Source organism: Alcanivorax sp. 24 (assembly GCF_004360225.1).
In the GTDB taxonomy this organism is placed as follows: domain Bacteria; phylum Pseudomonadota; class Gammaproteobacteria; order Pseudomonadales; family Alcanivoracaceae; genus Alloalcanivorax; species Alloalcanivorax xiamenensis.
In genome coordinates, this window is record NZ_SNUA01000007.1 from 47,452 (window position 1) to 62,058 (window position 14,607).

At 59.7% G+C, this 14,607-nt stretch carries 12 protein-coding genes; 9 read left to right on the forward strand and 3 right to left on the reverse strand.

The genetic code is table 11. The features are described 5' to 3' along the window. Positions 1-126 precede the first annotated feature (126 nt). The 5 genes from paaX (at position 127) to paaK (ending at position 5,381) form a co-directional block, all read left to right on the forward strand. Positions 127-1,053, forward strand: a complete 927-nt coding sequence (gene paaX, locus E0L37_RS11185; protein WP_133491831.1) for a phenylacetic acid degradation operon negative regulatory protein PaaX — start codon at positions 127-129, stop codon at positions 1,051-1,053. Positions 1,054-1,530: 477 nt separating this feature from the next. Beyond that, complete coding sequence (gene paaG, locus E0L37_RS11190; protein WP_133491832.1) at positions 1,531-2,322, forward strand: 2-(1,2-epoxy-1,2-dihydrophenyl)acetyl-CoA isomerase PaaG; 792 nt, start codon at positions 1,531-1,533, stop codon at positions 2,320-2,322. Positions 2,323-2,349: 27 nt separating this feature from the next. Continuing rightward, positions 2,350-2,820, forward strand: a complete 471-nt coding sequence (gene paaI / locus E0L37_RS11195) for a hydroxyphenylacetyl-CoA thioesterase PaaI (RefSeq protein ID WP_201303691.1) — start codon at positions 2,350-2,352, stop codon at positions 2,818-2,820. After that, positions 2,817-4,025, forward strand: coding sequence for a 3-oxoadipyl-CoA thiolase (gene pcaF, locus E0L37_RS11200; protein WP_133491833.1), 1,209 nt, complete (start codon positions 2,817-2,819; stop codon positions 4,023-4,025). The genes paaI and pcaF overlap by 4 nt, the downstream gene beginning before the upstream one ends. A 60-nt stretch (positions 4,026-4,085) precedes the next feature. Beyond that, entirely contained in the window at positions 4,086-5,381 is a 1,296-nt protein-coding gene (paaK, locus tag E0L37_RS11205) for a phenylacetate--CoA ligase PaaK (RefSeq protein ID WP_133491834.1), read from the forward strand. Positions 5,382-5,437: 56 nt separating this feature from the next. Here paaK and E0L37_RS11210 read toward each other — a convergent pair whose 3' ends face one another. Together E0L37_RS11210 and E0L37_RS11215 are read right to left on the reverse strand one after the other, a co-directional pair. Further along, positions 5,438-7,648 (reverse strand): hypothetical protein, encoded by a 2,211-nt coding sequence (locus E0L37_RS11210; protein WP_133491835.1) that lies wholly within the window; start codon positions 7,646-7,648, stop codon positions 5,438-5,440. Then, positions 7,638-8,279 (reverse strand): response regulator transcription factor, encoded by a 642-nt coding sequence (locus E0L37_RS11215; protein ID WP_133491836.1) that lies wholly within the window; start codon positions 8,277-8,279, stop codon positions 7,638-7,640. The genes E0L37_RS11210 and E0L37_RS11215 overlap by 11 nt, the downstream gene beginning before the upstream one ends. A 246-nt stretch (positions 8,280-8,525) precedes the next feature. Between E0L37_RS11215 and E0L37_RS11220 the strand changes: the two genes are divergently transcribed. The 3 genes from E0L37_RS11220 (at position 8,526) to E0L37_RS11235 (ending at position 12,852) form a co-directional block, all read left to right on the forward strand. Beyond that, positions 8,526-9,056 (forward strand): hypothetical protein, encoded by a 531-nt coding sequence (locus E0L37_RS11220; protein ID WP_133491837.1) that lies wholly within the window; start codon positions 8,526-8,528, stop codon positions 9,054-9,056. 108 nt (positions 9,057-9,164) lie between these two features. Beyond that, positions 9,165-11,015: a hypothetical protein gene (locus tag E0L37_RS11230; protein ID WP_166643051.1), complete on the forward strand. Its 1,851-nt coding sequence runs from the start codon at positions 9,165-9,167 to the stop codon at positions 11,013-11,015. A 109-nt stretch (positions 11,016-11,124) separates the two neighbouring features. Beyond that, complete coding sequence (locus E0L37_RS11235) at positions 11,125-12,852, forward strand: hypothetical protein (RefSeq protein WP_133491840.1); 1,728 nt, start codon at positions 11,125-11,127, stop codon at positions 12,850-12,852. 33 nt (positions 12,853-12,885) lie between these two features. Here the strand turns inward: E0L37_RS11235 and E0L37_RS11240 are convergent, their stop codons facing one another. After that, positions 12,886-13,770, reverse strand: coding sequence for a LysR substrate-binding domain-containing protein (locus tag E0L37_RS11240; RefSeq protein WP_133491841.1), 885 nt, complete (start codon positions 13,768-13,770; stop codon positions 12,886-12,888). 137 nt (positions 13,771-13,907) lie between these two features. Here E0L37_RS11240 and E0L37_RS11245 point away from each other — a divergent pair, with 137 nt between their 5' ends. Further along, complete coding sequence (locus tag E0L37_RS11245) at positions 13,908-14,603, forward strand: FMN-dependent NADH-azoreductase (RefSeq protein ID WP_133491842.1); 696 nt, start codon at positions 13,908-13,910, stop codon at positions 14,601-14,603. Positions 14,604-14,607 lie beyond the last annotated feature (4 nt).

The window sequence follows — 14,607 nt, forward strand, 5'->3', positions numbered from 1 at the left end:
TGCTATTCATTGGCCTTTTATGTCTCCGGACAGGAGGCTTTGGTAGCATGTCGCGCCGCCGAAAAGGCCGGTATCACGCTGATTTGAATGCCCCCGGAAAGGGCCCGGAGATAGGAAGATCACCCAGTGGATTTGCAATGCGAGCAATTGGAACGCTTGATCGAACGTTTTCAGCAGCGCCGGCCGCTGCGTACCGGTTCCCTGATCATCACCCTGTTCGGTGACGCCATCGTGCCCAGAGGCGGCGCGGTGTGGTTGGGCAGCCTGATCGATCTGCTGGAACCCATGGGCATCAATCAGCGTCTGGTGCGCACCTCGGTGTTCCGGCTGACCCGGGAAGGCTGGCTTATCGCGGAGAAAGTAGGGCGCCGCAGCTACTACGGACTCACCGCCGCTGGCCGTCGCCGTTTCGAGAAGGCTTTCAAGCGCGTCTATTCCGGCGTGCGGCCCACCTGGGACGGTGCCTGGACCCTGGTCATTCTCAATCAACTGGATCCGGAGGCCCGCCGTGATGTGCGCCAGGAACTGGAATGGATGGGGTTCGGCGGGCTGACGCCGGGTATGGTGGCTCATCCGATGGTGGACCGGGCCGAGTTGAACGCGACGCTGCAGGAGCAGAACGCGCTGGAAGACACGATCATATTCGAGACCCGGGCCCAGGACAGCTTTGCATCACGGCCGTTGCGTTTGCAGGTGAGGGACGCCTGGAATCTGGAGCAGCTCTCGGAGGGGTATCGGGAGTTTCTCGACCAGTTCCGTCCGCTCTGGCAGGAAATGAGCAAGCTGGAGACGCCGCCGCCGATGGAGTGTTTTCTGGCGCGTACGTTGTTGATTCACGAATATCGCAAACTGCTGTTGCGCGATCCGTTGTTGCCGGAGGAACTGTTGCCGTCGGACTGGGAAGGCCGCGCCGCGCGCCAGCTTTGCCGCAACCTGTATCGACTGACCTATCGTGGCGCGGAAGCCTGGATGAGCGAGCGCACGGAAACCGCGGAAGGCCCCTTGCCGGAGCCGGGGGATGGTTTCTATCTGCGCTTTGGCGGACTGGATTGACAAAGCTGCTGTGGGAGCTTCTATGGTGCCTTGCAAGCTCTGGCGCGCCATTCGCCAGCAGGCTGGCTCCCACGGATCATGCTACGAAGCCGCTGTGGGAAGCTTGCTGGCAAGCGAATAGCCAACGGCCCAGGGGCATCGCGGCCAAGCGGAGCACCGCTCGGGTCTCTTCCTGCAGCGGCTTCGTAGTTTGCCCGGTGATTCCTTATTTAATTGCCTTTTGGGAGCTTTGGTAACATAAAGGGAATGGCCTGTTTATCAGGCTTATCCTGATGAAATTAAAGGAAAAAAGTTCCTTATTCCGGATTTTCTTCTTGTTCTATTCTTCTAATTCGATACATAAATATAGAATCTCTGTGTTGACTTGTGTCATGTCTGGGCTATGCTTTCCGACCATAGTTTGGCGTCGGAACTGCGCGGCGGGCCACTGCCTGGCAGGTCTGATCATCGATACCAAGAAAAGGGCAGGACCGGATTATGGAGTTCGCCACCATTGAGTTTCGTCTGGAGGACAGCGTCGCTACCCTGGCGCTGAATCGTCCGGAACGTCTGAACAGTTTCAATGAGCAGATGCACCGGGAAGTACGGGAAGCCCTGTCCATGGTGGAGCAGGATCAAACCGTGCGGGCCCTGCTGATCACCGGGAACGGCCGTGGTTTTTGCGCCGGCCAGGATCTTTCCGACCGGAGCGTGGCGCCCGGCGCCGAAGCGCCCGATCTGGGCTCTTCCATCGAAACCTGGTACAACCCGCTGATTCGTACCCTGCAGCGTTTGCCGATGCCGGTGATCGCGGCGGTCAACGGTGTCGCCGCCGGTGCCGGCGCCAATATCGCCCTGGCCTGCGATCTGGTCATCGCCGCCCGCTCCGCCAGTTTCACTCAAGCGTTCTGCAAAATCGGTCTGGTGCCGGACTCCGGTGGCACTTGGCAACTGCCGCGCCTTGTGGGGATGGCCCGCGCCAAGGGGCTGTCCATGCTGGGTGACAAATTGACCGCCGAGCAAGCGGCCGCCTGGGGTCTGATCTGGCGATGCGTGGACGATGATGCGTTGCGCGCCACCGCCACCGACCTCGCTCGCCATCTGGCCACTCAGCCGACCCGTGGTCTTGCCCTGATCAAGCAGGCTTTGAATCAAAGCTTTGACAACGATCTCGATACACAGCTCGACGTGGAGCGGGACTTGCAGCGTGATGCGGGCCGCACCGGAGACTATCGGGAAGGCGTCGCCGCGTTCATGGAAAAGCGCGCACCCGAGTTCCAGGGTCGTTAAGGCTGCCCATCCGATTTGGAGATTTGCATGGCTGACCCGAATACCGCCACGACGGCGCTGGACGGTGTTGCTTTGGCCAGACGTTGTGCTGAATCCATGTACGCGAGGGACACCGCGACCCGCGAACTGGGCATGACGCTGGAAACCGTTGCGCCGGGATGCGCGATCCTGTGCATGCCAATACGTGACGACATGATTCAGGGGCACGGCTCCTGTCACGGCGGTTTTATTTTTGCGCTGGCGGATTCCGCTTTCGCCTTTGCTTGTAACACCTATAACGAAGCCACCGTCGCTGCCGGCTGTTCCATCGAGTATGTGTCGCCGGGATTACCCGGTGATGTGCTCACCGCGGAAGCGCGGGAACTGACCCGTAAAGGGCGAACCGGTGTTTACGATGTACGTGTCACCGGCGGTGATGGCCAGTTGGTGGCCCTGTTTCGCGGCAAATCCTATCGCGTTCGCGGGCCGGTGATTCACGATGAGGAGAGCCAGGCATGAATGAAGCGCTGATTTTTGATGCCGTGCGCACCCCGGTGGGACGCTTCGGCGGCGCTTTGGCGACGGTGCGCGCCGATGACCTTGGCGCGGTGCCCATGAAGGCGTTGATGGCGCGCCATCCGCATCTGGATTGGTCACAGCTGGATGATGTGTTCTATGGCTGCGCCAACCAGGCCGGCGAGGACAACCGTAACGTGGCGAGGATGAGCGCGCTGTTGGCCGGCTTGCCGGTGAGTGTGCCCGGTGTGACGCTGAACCGTCTTTGCGGTTCCGGCATGGACGCGGTGGGCACTGCCGCTCGTGCTCTGCGTTGTGGCGAGGGCAGTCTGATGCTGGCGGGCGGAGTGGAATCCATGTCCCGGGCGCCGTTCGTGATGGGCAAGGCCGAGCAGCCGTTCTCCCGCAAGGCGGAAATATTCGACACCACCATCGGCTGGCGCTTTGTCAATTCACTGATGAAACAGCAATACGGTATCGATTCGATGCCGGAAACCGCGGAGAACGTGGCGGAGCAATTCAAAATCGGCCGTGAGGACCAGGACGCTTTTGCATTGCGCAGTCAGCAGAGAGCAGGCCGTGCCATGACCGCTGGTGTGTTCGACGTTGAGATCGTGCCGGTGAGTGTGCCGCGCCGAAAAGCCGATCCTCTGATCGTCGGCGAAGATGAGCACCCGCGACCGGATACCACGGCGGAAGCGCTGGCGAAACTGGGCACACCCTTCCGCAAGGAGGGCGGCACGGTCACCGCCGGTAATGCCTCCGGCGTCAATGACGGCGCTTGCGCGGTGCTGCTGGGCAGCGAAGCGGCGGCGAGTCGCTGGAATCTGAAGCCCCGCGCCCGGGTGGTGGGAATGGCCACCGCCGGTGTTGAGCCGCGCATCATGGGTATCGGTCCGGCACCGGCCACTCGCAAGGTGTTGGCGCGGACCGGTCTGAATCTGGTGGATATGGACGTCATCGAACTGAACGAAGCCTTTGCATCCCAGTCCCTGGCGGTGCTGCGGGAGCTGGGTTTGCCGGATGACGCCGAACACCTGAACCCTAACGGCGGCGCCATCGCGCTGGGACACCCGCTGGGCATGAGCGGTGCCCGTCTTATCACCACCGCTTTGTGCGAGCTGGAGCGGCGTCAGGGCCGCTATGCGCTGTGCACCATGTGTATCGGCGTGGGACAAGGCATTGCCGTGGTGATCGAGCGGCTTTAAGCGAACAAAAAGCAACGCAGACAGACCTAAAGACAGAATAACGAGAGGCGGAGCATGAACATGCCATTCAACCTGGAGAATCGTTTCGATCCGGTGGAGCGGGTCAGCGTGGATGAGCTCAAGCAGTTGCAAGTGGAGCGTCTTCGTTGGAGTCTCACGCACGCCTACAACAATGTGGCGTTCTACCGCAAAGCGTTCGATGACGCCGGTGTTCATCCTTATGATCTGAAATCGCTGGACGATCTGCGCCATTTTCCCTTCACCACCAAAGCGGATCTGCGCGACAACTATCCGTTCGGCATGCTCGCCACGCCCATGCGGGAAGTGGTGCGGGTGCACGCTTCCAGTGGCACCACCGGGAAACCCACGGTGGTGGCCTACACCCGGAACGACATCAATAACTGGGCCGACGTCATGGCGCGCTCCATCCGTGCCGCCGGTGGCCATGCCGGCGACAAGGTCCACGTGGCCTACGGTTACGGTCTCTTCACCGGTGGGTTGGGCGCCCATTACGGCGCCGAGCGACTCGGTTGCACGGTGATTCCCATGTCCGGTGGCCAGACCGAGAAGCAGGTTCAGCTGATCCGCGACTTCGAGCCGGACATCATCATGGTGACACCGTCCTACATGCTCAACATCGCCGACGAAATGGAGCGGCAGGGCATGGACCCGCGCGAGTCCAGCCTGCGACTGGGTATCTTCGGCGCCGAGCCGTGGACCCAGACCATGCGCGAGGAGCTGGAAAGCCGTCTCGGTATCAGTGCACTGGATATCTACGGCCTGTCCGAAGTGATGGGGCCGGGCGTGGGTATGGAGTGCATCGAAACCAAGGACGGCCCGACCATCTGGGAAGACCACTTCTATCCGGAAATCATCAACCCGGAAACCGGTGAAGTGGTGCCCGATGGCGAGTACGGCGAGTTGGTTTTCACCTCCTTGACCAAGGAAGCGCTGCCGATCGTTCGTTACCGGACCCGCGACCTGACCCGGCTTCTGCCCGGTCAGGCTCGTCCCATGCGTCGCATCGACAAGATCACCGGCCGCAGCGACGACATGCTGATTATCCGTGGCGTGAATGTTTTCCCCACCCAGGTGGAGGAACAGATTCTCAAGATCGAGGATCTGGCTCCGCACTATGAAATCCATGTGGAGAAGGATGGCAATCTGGACTGCGTGACGGTGCGGGTCGAGCGCAAGCCAGAGTCCTCCGCCGCATCGGCGGATGTGGCCAGGGCGCTGCAGCAGCGGGTGAAAACCCACATCGGTATCAGCACCAAGGTGGAGGTGGCCGATACCGGCTCGCTGGCGCGTTCCGAAGGCAAGGCCAAGCATGTGTTTGATCGGCGCCCGAAATAGGGGGACGCTGGGGATTCAGGCGCCTCGAAAAGCCGGCAAGGGATAGAAAGGCTGGTTCACTTGGCGGTAATGAAGTACCCCGCGTCGGCCTTTGGTAGGGGAATGCGTGCTTCCATGCAAAACTGCCGTGGACTCCCAGGTACACAATAAAGTGACAGTTCTCCACTGATCTCTTCAATACGTGTGCGCATGTTGCTGAGTCCACGGCCGGGTAGGCCGTCGCTCCATTCAGAGCAAGGAAAGCGGTTCACTTCATTGCGCAGCAGTAAACAGAGCTCTCCCTGCTGGTCCAACTGAGCATTAAAGGTCAGCGTGTTTGGCACGCCATGTTTGAGCGCGTTGGTGACCGATTCGTCCAGGATACGCCGCAGGTTTATGTAGTGACGCGGGGGCAGGGAGGTTTTATCCATATCGCCTGATATTGACCAGTTGAGGTCGAAGCGCGGCCCCAGTCGCTCCCGAAGGTCTCCGTACCAGTCCTCGAGTAGCGCCTGAAGATCATAGCAGTGCCTGTGATCCAGAGCGTGAATCGCCTCTCTCAAGGCGGTTAGGGCGTTGCGCGCCAACTCTTCGTTATGTTCGTTGGGGGCGGTGTGTATCAGGGTAAGAAGACGGCCACCAACATCATCATGTAAATCCCTCATGATCCTTTGGCGCTCCTGGATGGCGCCGGCTTCGCGTGCTTGCCTTACATTGTTGATCCGCTTCGCGGTTGAAACCAGCGCTTGAGCGATCTCGGTATCCCGCTTGCCGAAGAGTCGGCGGCCTCCTTGCCCATAGAGCAGACAGAGCCCACCTGAAGGCGTACCTGGCGAGGGAAGGAGAAGCCGGGAACCATTTCTGGCAAGGCGTGCCTTTTCAATGGTTTCGTCGATCCGGTCGAGAGAAAGGGGCTGGAATACTTTCCGGAGTAGCTCCTGCCAAAGCGGGAAGGCGCGATCATCGGGATTGCTGTATAGGGCTTCGACGAAGTCCGGAAGATGACGCTCCATGTTTACTTCCGAGGAAGCGGCCAGCCGCCGCCACAGCCACTGCCGAACGGGGAAATAAACCCAGCCCACCGCGATGACGGAGAAGGCAAGTGCATGGGCATGATTCAGGCCGAAGGCGGAAATCACCAGGACATCCACCAGAACCACGGTGAGACCACCGAGAAACCAGGCCCAGGCGGTAAACCACCATCGCTCCAACTGGAATAACCGGTAACGGAGAATGCCCAGTGCGAAACCCAGGTATAAGGTGACCACCAGTCCTACCATAGTGGCGGGGTTGGCGATGGGGCTTACCTTGAAGGCCACGGGCAGGAAATACACCACCAACCCTGCCCCCATGGCGATAAGGATCGAAAGGAAAACCCAGCGCAGCGCGGCACGGTCCAGCGGATTGTTCCTGGCGCGTCGCCACTGGGATACAACGAGAGTTATGCCAAGGGGATAGTAGAGCACCAGAGGCAAATAGAAGCTGTGTAGAGGAAGATCCAGCATCTGGGTATTTTCGTTGATTTGCTGGAGCACGACCGCGGTGGTGATAAGGAAAATGAGCTTCGAAGCATGTTTCAAGGGCTTTGGGTAGATGATCAACAGCACAAGAAAGGCAACAAGAAGAAGGTGAACGCCAATATGGTTCAGTCTCATCAAGGCATCGAATTGCCATGCGGGCAAGGCGAGTTCGCGGACTTCCCACAAGCTATGTTGCCAAGTGGCCAGGAACATGCCTGAGCCGGAAATGGCGAGCAGGCGAGGGGGCCAGTTGGCGGGTAAAAAAACCCATACTGAAAGGCCGACCAGAAAAGCAATCAAGCCATAGGTATGTAGCAACCAGAACGTCCACGGAAGGGACGACAGTGGGCGATGAAGCGCGGGCTCGAACGTCAGAGGCTGGTCGTTGTTGACTATCAATGTCACGGTGGGTGCGCGGAGGGCTTGTGCTATCTGGTTTTCCACGTCGAGATAGATGTTGTAGTGCTGGAAGGTGGGCTCGGCGTGGGGTTGGAGATGGTGATCATAACCTTTTAGCGAAAACGGGCGGCCGTGAATGATCAGAGCGCGTATGTGGTCGCCGGGATGCAGCCGTCCAGCCAAGGGGCCCCGTTGATCGACCTTCGTTACCTGTAGTCCTTCAGTGTCAGCGGGTATCAGCTTCACGCCAAGCCAAGGCCCGCGTGTGGTCAGCCAGGCGGCAAGTGCTATGGTTGCGAGGAGAAGGAAACTGGCTATTAAAAGCGTCTGAAGGGGGGCAAGCCTCCATCGTGACGTGTCAGAGGTCATTGTTGATGACCCCCAGTCGTACCGCCTGCAGCGCGGCTTCGGCACGGCCGGAAACGCCCAGCTTCCGATAAATAGTCTTGGTATAGCTGGCCACGGTATTGGCGGTGATATCCAACGCTTCTGAGATTTCTCCGCGAGTAAAGCCTCTGGCGAGTAAACGCAGTACATCCGTTTCTCTCTGGGTCAGATCGGGGACCTCCTCGGGCAGGGAGGTGCGCCGGAAGTGGCGGAGAATTCGGCGGGCCACGCTGGGAGAAAGGGGCGGTTCCCCACGGGCGATACCTTGCAGTTGAGCCAGTAAGCGGGTTCGAGGCTGGTCTTTCAGGATATAGCCGAGGGCTCCGGCTTGCAGAGCGGAGAAAAGATGATTGTCGTCATCATAGATCGTTGCCATGACGATATAGGTGTCCGGTGCCGTGGCCTGCAACTCGGTTACCAGATCCACGCCGCTACCGTCGGGCAGGCTGATATCAACCACGGCCAGGTTGAAATTCTCCTTGCTGGCCTTCGCGCTGGCATTGGATAGCGTATCCGCCGTTACCACGGATATACCGGGGAATGCCTGCCGAAGCAGCTCCGTGAGCCATTCCCTGCTTTCCCGGTGATCTTCAACAATGAGCGCCGTTTTCATTGGTTTTCCCCTCTCCCCGGTTACCCGAACACATATACCACATCGCACTCCATTCATTCACATCGATCGGGAACCGTATCGGCGGCCCCGTTGCCCGCCCATCCCCCCTTTGAGGGTACCCGTTTGTGGGATTGGGCTTGCGGCGGTGTCTCTCTATGCTGCCATGACCGATGACCATGAAGGGCAGGACGTCCTTGGCACCGTCCCTTCCTCTTGTGGTGAGAGTGGCATTAAGGGAGAGGTTTGATGAAACAGAAAGGGACTGATCTGTTGATGTGTACGATTCAGGGCGCGGTCTTGGTCGTATTTCTCACGGCGAAAGCTGAGTCGGCGGGCGCTGATACTCTGGAGGGAGAACTGGGCGGAGAGTCCCGCTCCTGGCATGTATTGCGTGACGGTCAAACATCCACTGCCCGCTTTTCAAATGTTGCGCCCGGGGTGGTGGTGTACCAGGTGCAGGGCCATGCGGAGGAAAAGTTCGCGATAGCGGAATCCGTGGCGCTTTCCTTCACCGCGATGAACGGCCGCCTTATTGGCACTCCGGAAGTGTCCTACTTTCCCGAAAACAGTCTTTTTCCGGTGTATAGCAATCAAGGCGGCGGAAAGCTCACTCTTGAGCATCTGAAAAGTGGAGAGGACACGGTAGTGCTCAAAGGGCGCTACCAGGGCTCCCTGGAGCGTTTGGAAGGCATCGGCAAAGACGCCTCCGGCGGCGATTCGCTGACGCTGGATCTGTTCTTTGATGTGCGTCTACGGCCGGGGGATGAGCAGGAGTGAGAGGCGTTTCGGTAGTCCCGCCTGGGGCGGTCGCCACGAGAAAACTGGAAATCGTCCGATGGAAAAAGGCCGGGTTCATATCAACAGGGGAGTATAAGGAATAAAGCTATGAATAATGACGGAAAAGTATGGAAGGGTGCGGCCGTATTGGCGCTGGGTATTGCCATTGCCGCCTGTGGCGGCGGAGGTGGCGGTTCGGCTGGTGGCGGGAATGTTTCAGGAGGTGATGATCCCGGTGATGGCTCTGATGGTGGGGCCGGAACACTGTCCGGCCTGACCGGTGATGCCGACAATCAGGATCTATTGTACTTCAGCCACTCTTACGAGACCGGAGAGAGCCCGGGCACTGGCCAAACCATGTATCGTTCGGTGCTTTACGCCCTGGATCCGGCCAACCCCGAGATGCCGACAGCGCTGCCGCTGGATACCCGGGATTCCGCGCAGGGTGATGATATGGGGCGAAGCCACTATGTGCCGCTCCATGAAGCCAACATTGATGCGAGCGATGGTAGCGTCAGCGATTACCGTGTGGCGGACGTGCTGTTTCTGCATAACCGCATGAACGGCAGCGAAACCTCCGAGGGCTTTGCCCGGGTGGGCACGGAGGTGGGGGCACCCGATCCGGTTCGGGTGTCGTCGGAAACCTATCTCGGCGCGGCGGTGACCGGCGCCGGCACCCTGCTTCGCCAGAATTACTCGGACTCGGGCGATGCGGCGGTGGTGTATGGCTTGCCAGGTAATGAAAAGCGCGTGCGGATGACCTTTGGGCCTGGCGATGCGCCAGGGTCAAGTGGCGGAGGAACGGTCCATCATGTTGTTGATATTGATGCCTTTGGTGCAAATGATTCACTGAACAGACAGACCTATCTTGTTCTCAGTGACTATGGCGGCACTCAATGTGATGGGGGCTATCGGCTGGCCATGGATCATATGTACCCCGAAGGCGGTAACAGTATTTCCAATACAAACCTGCTGCCAGGCGGCAGGGAAGCAAAAAGAGCGGTTCCGCTGGGTGGTCCGCTGAACGATGGCTCCCAATATCTGATCATTGATACGGTTATTGATACGGGTATTGCCGGGCGCCCTTGTCTTTCCGAAGGCGGCACTTTATGGCGTTACGACGCCACTCAGCCATTTGAAAAATTGGTTCAGGTTCTGGATGAAAGCAATGAACCTCTGGTTTTCCCCGAGGGCATTGCCGGAGGGGCGGTAGTGCCTCAGGAACGGCATCTGGCCCGGGAGGGCGGCGTGCTGTATTTCGGTATCGCTGAACTTTTCGGTATGACCCCACAAGATATCTACCGGGTGGAAGGCGAGGGTTGGTCCGTGTTGTCCGAACAGGAACAACCGCTTGGCTGGGAGCTTGGTTTTATCATTGCTGATGAAGGGCGGGTGGTGGCTTCGGCTGGCAATGGCGTGGTGAGCTGGAACAGCCAGGGCGGTGATCGAAAAGTGCTGGATACCACCGAGGCGGACTGGAGCGGCAGTATCCAGAGCGAGGTGCTTGGCAGCCGCGACGGTTGGATCTTCTATACCCGTGCGCACATCACCGGTCGTGATGACGCGGTGGCCAGAAAGATTGACGGCAGTGATGCCGTGGTGATCGAGGACGCCCGCTGGATCGGTGCTTCTCTCAGCGGTAACGGCGACGCCATCAGCAATATGACAGAGCTGAGCGAGGTGTTTCTGGAAACCAATGACAGGGAAATCGCCGCCGTCAGCGCCGCCGATCCCAAGGCGGGATATGTGGTGCTGGGCCAGCATAACGGCCAGTGTGAAGCCGGCGTTTGCTATTCCGCTTCCATGTACGGTCTGGCCCCTGGCCCGCACCGCCTGATTCAGGTACAGCGGGATGACGACACCACCGAGGTGTATTACGCCAACACCCGTGAGCAGGGTTCCTTGCGCAAAGTCATTGACGACCCCACCGGCGAGCAGCGTCCGGTCACGGGCTTCTAATTCAACCACCTTGGTATAACAAGCCGGATACGCCTGCTGGTTCTTGCTCCATGCTCCCAATACCCGGGTGAGTGGGGCAAGCCGCGGGCGGTCCTGGGAGGGGAAAATAATGACATTGCGTATTTGGGCCATGTTGCCAGTGTTGATGTTATTGGTCGCTTGTGGCGGTTCATCATCCAGCGGGCCGGCTTCGTCAGGCGCTTTACCGGATCATGACGAGCCTCCGTTGGAAGATCCCGAGCAGGACAATCCCCCGGAAGAGCCGTCCCCGCCGGAGGGTGGGCCGTTGGCGGGAGTGGTGCAAAAAGGGCCTTTTCAGGCGGGATCCAAGGTAACGCTGGTGCCATTGATTCTGGGGGCCGTGGATGAAGGTGCGCGAGTTCTGGAAACCACGGTGGACGACCAAGGCCGCTATGCGTTTGCGGCGACCGGGCTGAGCGGCCCGGCATTGCTGAAAGTTCAAGGCTATTGGTTCGACGAGCGTAACGGCCAGTTCAGTTCGGAGCCGATAACGCTGAGAGCGGTGGTGAACGTGGCGGACGGCAAGGGCAACATTAATCCGCTCACGGATTTGATCAGCGCGCGCTTGCAAGCGGCTTTGGCGGAGCACGATGACGATTATCCGGCGGCGCTGCAAAGCACCCTGTTGGAATACCACGCGCTGACGGGGCTGCGCATGCCGCCGGGGGCACTGGACATGCTGAAAGGGTTTATCGTCGGCGAGACGCTGGATGTGGCCTACTATCAGGAAATCGGCCTTTTGCCGATGATTCTGTCGGCAATGGCACAGGGGGGAATGGAAGGGCTGGCGGCGGCGCGGGAAGGCTTTGCCGCCGGTGGCGCCGAGAATGAAGAGGCCCGCGCGTTCTGGCGGACCATGTGGACGGGCTATGCCGAACTAATAGCGGAGCATAATGACGAGAGCGCGCTTCTGACCCATCTCCAGGGACATCTGTCGGGGCAATACCCGCACGCCTCGGGGGAGGCGTTTCCGCCTTATTTGGGCGGTGTTCAGAGCCTGTTGGCAGGGTACGCGCCCAGTTGCTCGCCGGGGCCGGACGGAAGTCATTCGGAGCATAACCGGCGCCTGTGTCTTGGTGGCGACGGGCAGTCGTTGATGGTCGGCGGCGAGTATGGGCAAGCCGGGCTCTATCTGGATGCGCCGACGGACGCCAGTTATCGGGTTGTCGTGCAGCAGTCCGATCCCGTTCCGAATGATGCGCCTGTCTATCTGGAGAGCGTTTCCGCCGGTAATGGCAATGCCAGTCTTTATGAGCAGTGTCAAAACCACGGCAATTGCTCGGTGGCGACCTCGGCCAGAAGACAAGGCAGTCGGATGTATTTTCGCATCCGAACCGGGGGCGAAGCGCGTCAAGTACGTGTTTATGTGGAGCGCCTGGGAGACGGGCACCCGCAGCAACCGATGGTGATTGCCCCGGATCGTGTGCCTCACCATGGCAGAGCGGGAATCCGTGATGGCGGCAGTACACCGCCGTTGACACACTCGGCATATGCCACGGAAAACAGCTTCTCGCACTACTTCTTTTATGTCGGCGTGGGGGACAAAACCCTGGTGGTGGATAATTTCCTCTGTGGCGATGAGGTGTTGCCGCCGGCATGGGGCATGGAAATACTGTTGGCGAAGGTCAGTGGGCAGGGCTATGAAACGGTGGCATCGAGCCCGGGAGCCCGAAACTGCGAGGGGATTCGTCATGATATCGTCGCGGGGGAAACCGGATTGTACTATCTGAGAGTTCATCCGGATTACGAACGCGCAACGGGAACCCAGCCGTCCTCCGTCAGTCACGATTATCGTATTCGTCTGTTACCGAGGTAGTGCCGGGGGCCGCGATTCGCTCTTATCCGGTGGTCATCTGACCAGTCCCATCACCCAGTCCCGCACCGCGGCGATACCCTGCTCCCGTAGCCGTTCCTTTGGATAGACCAGGTGGAATGGCTGCGCCAGCAGTTCCGGTCCAAACGGTTGCACCAGGCGGCCGCTGCGCAATTCATCCCGAATCAACTCCCGGCTCATCAGCGCTATACCCTGACCGTCCAGGGCCGCGCTGACGATGTGGGTGTCGTCCGAGAGCGCCAGACCGGCATCAATATCCAGACCCTCGACCCGGGCCCGTTTTTGCCAGGCGGGCCAGCCCAGTAGCGCTCCGGAGTTGGTGGAGGGCTGGTAGTGCAGCAGGGTGTGATGGCGCAGGTCGTCATGGTCGCGGATGTTCAGCACCGGACTGCAGGCGGGCACGAAGACATTATCAAACAGCTTTTCCGACTCCAGTCCGGGCCATCGGCCATCGCCATAGCGGATTGCCATGTCGGCGGCGATGCCGTCCAGTGGCAGTACGTCATAAGTCACTTGAAGGCTCAGATTCAGGTCGGGTTGTTCTTCTCTCAGATAACAGACATTGGGCAGCAGCCAGCGCGCCGCCACCGACGGAATGGTGGACAGGGTGACGCTTTGTCGCTGGGGTGTCTGTCTCAGTCGTGACGCCACGTCATCGATGGCGTCGAAGGCGTCGGTGCATACCGCTCGCAGCGCCTGCCCCTGGGCGGTGAGAGTCAGTTGCCGTGGGCGGCGTATGAACAGAGGGACGCCCAGGTGTTCTTCCAACTGCCGCAACTGATGGCTGATCGCCGTGGGCGTTACCGACAGCTCCTCGGCGGCTTTTTTGGCGCTGCGCAGGCGTGCCGTCGCTTCGAAGGCGCGCAGGGCGGACAGAGGGGGTAGGTGCCGGGCGCTCATCAGTGATGCCTCAATGGATGAATTTTATTTTCCGGAAGCGACAAAAAAACGTCGTTTGTCGCTCTTTCGTGCCTCTGATTTCATGGGTTTCGAGTCAACAATGATTGAACTGGTCTCATTCATCAAGGAGCAGAGCCATGACTACGTTATTGCATATCGATGCCAGCCCTCGTCCCGGCCGTGCGGGAACCGACGAGCACGGCTCCCATACCCGCCGTCTCACCGATCATTTTGTCACTCAGTGGCGCCGCCGACGGCCTGGGGACACGGTGGTGCGCCGGGATATTGGCGCCCGCCCGCCGGCACTGACCACGGTGGAGTGGATCCAGGCCGCGTTTACCGCCCCGGAGCGTCATCAACCCTGGATGAGGGAGGTGCTGGCGGAAAGCGATGCCCTGGTTCAGGAAGTACTGGATGCGGACATTCTGGTGCTGGGGGTGCCCATGTATAACTTCAGCTATCCCGCCGCCTTCAAGGCCTGGATCGACAATATTGTGCGGGTCGGGCGTACCGTGGATTTTGACCCGTCCAATCCGGAAGACCCGTTCACGCCGCTGCTTGCCGACCTGCCCCGCCATACGGTGATTCTGTCCTCGCGGGGCGGGTTCGGCATGAATCCCGGTGGACCGCTGGCACATGTGAATCATCTGGAAGCGAGCATTCGCACCGCGCTGGAATTCATTGGCATCGAACGTTTCCACGAGATCGCCATTGAGCACCAGGAGGAGGGCGGCGAGCGCCTGGAAGCGTCCATCGCCGATGCGTTGTCCCGGGTGGAAAGCCTGGTGGATGAGCTACAGCAAAGCCGGGAACCGGTGCCGGCTTGCGCCTGATCAA

Bases quoted from the DNA above. Each gene is read 5' to 3' on its own strand.
- paaI (WP_201303691.1), top strand. From the start codon at position 2,350: ATGGCTGACCCGAATACCGCCACGACGGCGCTGGACGGTGTTGCTTTG.
- E0L37_RS11245 (WP_133491842.1), top strand. From the start codon at position 13,908: ATGACTACGTTATTGCATATCGATGCCAGCCCTCGTCCCGGCCGTGCG.
- E0L37_RS11210 (WP_133491835.1), bottom strand. From the start codon at position 7,648: ATGACCTCTGACACGTCACGATGGAGGCTTGCCCCCCTTCAGACGCTT.
- E0L37_RS11230 (WP_166643051.1), top strand. From the start codon at position 9,165: ATGAATAATGACGGAAAAGTATGGAAGGGTGCGGCCGTATTGGCGCTG.
- E0L37_RS11235 (WP_133491840.1), top strand. From the start codon at position 11,125: ATGACATTGCGTATTTGGGCCATGTTGCCAGTGTTGATGTTATTGGTC.
- E0L37_RS11215 (WP_133491836.1), bottom strand. From the start codon at position 8,279: ATGAAAACGGCGCTCATTGTTGAAGATCACCGGGAAAGCAGGGAATGG.
- E0L37_RS11240 (WP_133491841.1), bottom strand. From the start codon at position 13,770: ATGAGCGCCCGGCACCTACCCCCTCTGTCCGCCCTGCGCGCCTTCGAA.
- E0L37_RS11220 (WP_133491837.1), top strand. From the start codon at position 8,526: ATGAAACAGAAAGGGACTGATCTGTTGATGTGTACGATTCAGGGCGCG.
- paaK (WP_133491834.1), top strand. From the start codon at position 4,086: ATGCCATTCAACCTGGAGAATCGTTTCGATCCGGTGGAGCGGGTCAGC.
- paaG (WP_133491832.1), top strand. From the start codon at position 1,531: ATGGAGTTCGCCACCATTGAGTTTCGTCTGGAGGACAGCGTCGCTACC.
- pcaF (WP_133491833.1), top strand. From the start codon at position 2,817: ATGAATGAAGCGCTGATTTTTGATGCCGTGCGCACCCCGGTGGGACGC.